At 41.7% G+C, this 4,779-nt stretch carries 4 protein-coding genes; all 4 read left to right on the forward strand.

The annotated features are described in order from the left end of the window. Positions 1–87 precede the first annotated feature (87 nt). The 4 genes from rmuC (at position 88) to ubiB (ending at position 4,678) form a co-directional block, all read left to right on the forward strand. Positions 88–1,593, forward strand: a complete 1,506-nt coding sequence (gene rmuC / locus CEX73_RS02605; protein WP_101627036.1) for a DNA recombination protein RmuC — start codon at positions 88–90, stop codon at positions 1,591–1,593. A gap of 76 nt (positions 1,594–1,669) precedes the next feature. Further along, a complete protein-coding gene (gene ubiE / locus CEX73_RS02610; protein ID WP_101627037.1) occupies positions 1,670–2,428 on the forward strand; it encodes a bifunctional demethylmenaquinone methyltransferase/2-methoxy-6-polyprenyl-1,4-benzoquinol methylase UbiE in 759 nt (252 codons plus the stop codon). A 12-nt stretch (positions 2,429–2,440) separates the two neighbouring features. Beyond that, positions 2,441–3,028 carry a ubiquinone biosynthesis accessory factor UbiJ gene (locus tag CEX73_RS02615; RefSeq protein WP_101627038.1) on the forward strand — a complete coding sequence of 196 codons (588 nt, stop codon included), beginning with the start codon at positions 2,441–2,443 and terminating at the stop codon, positions 3,026–3,028. A gap of 3 nt (positions 3,029–3,031) precedes the next feature. Further along, on the forward strand, positions 3,032–4,678 hold the full coding sequence (gene ubiB, locus CEX73_RS02620; protein ID WP_101627039.1) for a ubiquinone biosynthesis regulatory protein kinase UbiB: 1,647 nt from the start codon (positions 3,032–3,034) through the stop codon (positions 4,676–4,678). Positions 4,679–4,779 lie beyond the last annotated feature (101 nt).

Consider the following 4,779-nt stretch of genomic DNA (forward strand, 5'->3'; position numbering starts at 1 on the left):
TACTTACACGAGATATTGCCAGCATATAAAATAACATACTTCGATAAGAGCGGTAATATCAACATAAAACACGGGCTGGGAAACATAATGGATTTCATGATCTTTTACAGCGTGGGAAGCGCCCTGCTAGGCATACTTAGTGGCGGGATGATTGCCAGTATCAGATATCAGAAAAAATACCTAGAATGTCGGACTAAATCATATCATCTGGCACAGACGTTACAGATAGCTCATCAGCAACAAGCGCACGAGCTAACTACACGTCAACAGCTTGAGCAAAAGCTGTGCAACAGCGAACAAACTTTACATGAATTATATAGTAAGCTTGCATCAGCAGAAGAACGCCTAAGATCTTTAGATCATTTTCGCCAAGAGTGTGCACAGCTAAATCAGGAACTACGTGCACAGCAGGAAAACAATAGTTGTCTAAAAGCTGAGCTGAGGGAAGTCACTATTCGTTTGGAAAATACTCAGTTAGCAGCTGAAGATAAGCAGCGCCTGCTTATTAATAGCGAACAACGGCTATCGTCACAATTTGAAAATATCGCCCATCGTATTTTTGAACACAGCGGACGCCAAGTGGGTGAACAGAACCGGCAAAGTCTTGACCAACTACTAGTCCCTCTACGCGAACAATTGGATGGTTTCCGCCGACAAATACAGGACAGCTTCAGCAATGAAGCACGCGAACGTCATACTTTAGCTCATGAGATTAGTAATTTGCAGCAACTCCATATACATATGACTCAAGAAGCGGTCAACCTAACCAGAGCTCTAAAAGGCGATAACAGGGTACAAGGAAATTGGGGCGAAATAGTTCTGAGCCGGGTTCTAGAAGCTTCTGGTCTTCGCGAAGGACACGAATTTCATACTCAAGTTAGCATTCAGCACGCTGATGAACAGCGACTACAGCCTGATGTGGTAGTACGACTGCCGCAGGGTAAGGATGTAATCATCGACGCGAAAATGTCGTTAGTAGCTTATGAGCGCTATTTTAATAGCGATAATGAAGCAGATCGTAAGTTAGCACTAACTGAGCATGTCAACTCATTACGTACCCATATGAAACGATTGGGTAGAAAAGATTATCAACGATTGCTTGGTTTACGATCGTTAGATTATGTATTGATGTTTGTACCAGTTGAGCCTGCCTTTATGGTAGCTATTAATCAACATCCTGAGCTCATTAGCGAAGCTCTAGCGCATAATATTATGCTGGTTAGTCCTACCACGCTATTAGTAGCACTGCGTACTATAAACAATTTATGGCGCTACGAGCACCAAAGTCGCAACGCCCAGCATATCGCAGATCGCGCAACGCGGCTATACGATAAATTTCGTCTGTTTGTCGACGATATGAACACCATAGGCCAAAGTTTAGAGAAAGCACAAACAAGTTACCGGCTAGCTATGAAAAAATTGGCTTACGGGCGTGGTAATATGATCAATCAAGCCGAAGGGTTTCGTACCCTAGGTGTTGAAATTCAGCGTCCTATCGCGCCAGTATCAGTCCATACTATCGATAGACATATTCTTTTTACTGAACAACCAGGCGATACTTCATCACAAGATGAACTACCGTTAAGAGAGTAGTACACTGTCGTGATACTTTTACAACGTATCTGTTACACTTTTCTAATCAGTTAAGTTATTCAGTAGGACGAAGAACATGGTAAATGAAAAAAAGTGTGAAACTACCCATTTTGGTTTCCGTACCGTAACAAAAAAACAAAAAACATTGATGGTAGCAGATGTGTTTCACTCAGTAGCGACAAACTATGATTTAATGAACGACTTAATGTCGTTCGGTATTCATCGTCTCTGGAAACGGTTCGCCATACAATGCAGCGGGGTACGGAGGAGACAAAAAGTGTTAGATCTTGCTGGCGGTACTGGCGATATGACCGCTAAGTTTTCTCGCTTGGTAGGGGAGCAGGGGATAGTCGTGTTGCTTGATATCAATGATTCTATGCTTAAAGTAGCACGAGATAAGTTACGCAATAATGGGGTTCTCGGTAATATCAGCTATATACAGGCTAATGCTGAAGTGTTGCCTTTCCCTAACGATATCTTTGACTGTATTACTATCTCTTTTGGACTACGCAACGTAACTGAAAAAGAACAGGCTTTACGGTCTATGTACCGAGTACTTAAACCAGGCGGATGCTTACTAATCCTAGAATTCTCTATGCCTCTGTTCAAACCACTGAAAAAAGTATATGATTTCTACTCATTTCACATTTTGCCTAAAATAGGCAAGCTAATCACCAGCGATGCTAGTAGCTATCGCTATCTAGCTGAATCTATCCGTATGCATCCAGACCAAGAACAGCTCAAATATATGATGCATAATGCCGGTTTCGATAACACCGAGTACTTTAATCTTACTGGTGGGATTGTAGCGCTACACCGTGGTTATAAATTCTGATCATAAACTAACATGCTGTTAAAACAATTAATAAGCGCGGTACTGGAAACCTTGCTTAAGCACTTACTTTTGATTTTCAAAAATCAACCAATGTCAGCCAAGTATCAACGTCTAAAAGGTAAAGTGTTAAGAATTGAATTAGCCGAGTTAGACACGCCCATTATTTTGGTATTTGGTGAACTACAAGTAGATGTTCTCAATGCTTGGAATGATGTAGCTGACTGTACTCTCTATACTAATCTAACTACCTTGTTGGCTTTAGATAAGAGTCAACATGTGATGCAGTTTCAGGGCGATCGGCAAATTATGCAGCAATTTATTACATTACTAAACATGGTAGAATGGGATGCTGCTGATATTTTAGCGCCCTGGCTAGGTGATATAGTCGCAGAAGTTGTTACCCGTTACGTTATACGCCAGGTCTATAGTATAAAGCAGCAGCTACGCATTTTCCAAGAAAGAATAACTTTGGCAATCACTGATGAGTGGCGTATAACCCCATCATCGCTAGAATTAACTAGTTTTTACCAAGAAGTTAATGATCTTACTCTAGCAGCAGCGCAATTAGCAGCCTGTCTGAACAAACTAGAGGGAGTCTAGTCTATGATTTTAGGAGAGATCTACCGTTTTTATTTTATTATTCGAGTCATACTTAGCTACGGACTAGATGAGCTAATGCCAGTGACACGGTTCACTTTCCTATTGCGGATGGGACGTAGACTCTTTTTCTGGATACCCAACCAGCACGCAGAGCAGGCACTGGGTGAGCGTCTGCGCCTGGCTCTGCAAGAGCTAGGACCGGTATGGATTAAGTTAGGACAAATGCTCTCTACCCGTCGTGATTTTTTGGCGCCTTCAATCGCAGATCAGCTAGCTATGTTACAAGATAGGGTACAGCCTTTTCATGGAGCATTAGCGCGTAAGCATATCGAACATTCCATAGGAGAGTCGTTAGAAATCTGGTTCGAAGACTTTGAACCAGATCCGCTGGCTTCTGCTTCGATAGCGCAGGTTCATACCGCTCGATTAAAAAACAATGGTCAAGAGGTAGTAATCAAAGTTATTCGTCCGGACATTATGCCAATTATTCAAGCTGATGTACGTCTGATGTACAGATTAGCACGTTGGGTACCGCGCTTACTGCCAGGAAGTAGGCGTTTACGTCCGATGGAAGTGGTATTGGAGTACGAAAAAAAGTTGTTAGATGAACTTAATTTACTACGCGAAGCAGCTAACTCGATTCAGTTACGACGTAACTTCGCTGAAAGTCCAATGTTGTATATACCAAAAGTATATCCTGATTATTGTAGTAAAAACATCATGGTAATGGAGCGCATTTATGGCATACCAGTAAACGACGTAGCAGCGTTGAAAAAGCAGGGTATCAATATGAAGCTTCTAGCAGAGCGAGGAGTACAAATATTTTTTACCCAAGTGTTTCGTGATAGTTTTTTTCACGGCGATATGCATCCTGGTAATATTTTCGTCAGTTATGAGCATCCGGAAAATCCCCAGTATATCGGTATCGACTGTGGTATCGTTGGTTCGTTGAATAAAAAAGATCAACGTTATTTAGCAGAAAACTTTATCGCATTTTTTAACCGCGATTACCGTAAGGTTGCTGAATTACACGTAGATTCCGGTTGGGTACCACCGGAGACTAGTGTTGAAGACTTCGAGTTTGCTATCCGTGCCGTTTGTGAGCTAATGTTCGAAAAACCACTGGCAGAAATATCCTTCGGTCATGTACTACTTAATCTCTTTCATACTGCACAGCGTTTTAATATGGAAGTACAACCACAACTGGTGCTGCTACAAAAAACCTTGTTATATATTGAGGGAGTAGGGCGGCAGCTTTATCCACAGCTCGACTTATGGAACACAGCTAAGCCTTTTTTAGAAGATTGGATAGAAAATCAAGTAGGCTTATCTGCTCTCTTTCGTGCTATTAAAGATAATGCTCCTTATTGGGCAGAGAAGCTACCAGAATTACCAGAACTAATTTATGATGGTTTTAAACAGAACCGCATGTTACCAAAACGTGTATATTTACTAACAGCAGAGCTACGGGAACAGCGCCTTCGACAGGGTCAGGCTTATTTTCTCTTTGGTATAGGCGCTACATTGTTACTTATTGGTACCTTTTTACTTCTGACACATGATACTGAGGTGTCATTAGTGCCAGCCTGGCTCGTGGTCTATAGCATTGGCATAGTCAGCTGGTTTTTCGGCTGGAAGCGTACCGTATAAGTATATATGTTATGCCTATTTTATCATATTATCTGTGTGCCTAACTAAATAGTAGTTAAGCCAGTTAGCGAACAGAAGATAACTATGGCTGCTCCAGCGGG

It is taken from the genome of Candidatus Palibaumannia cicadellinicola (assembly GCF_002855795.1).
Classification (GTDB): domain Bacteria; phylum Pseudomonadota; class Gammaproteobacteria; order Enterobacterales; family Enterobacteriaceae; genus Baumannia; species Baumannia cicadellinicola_C.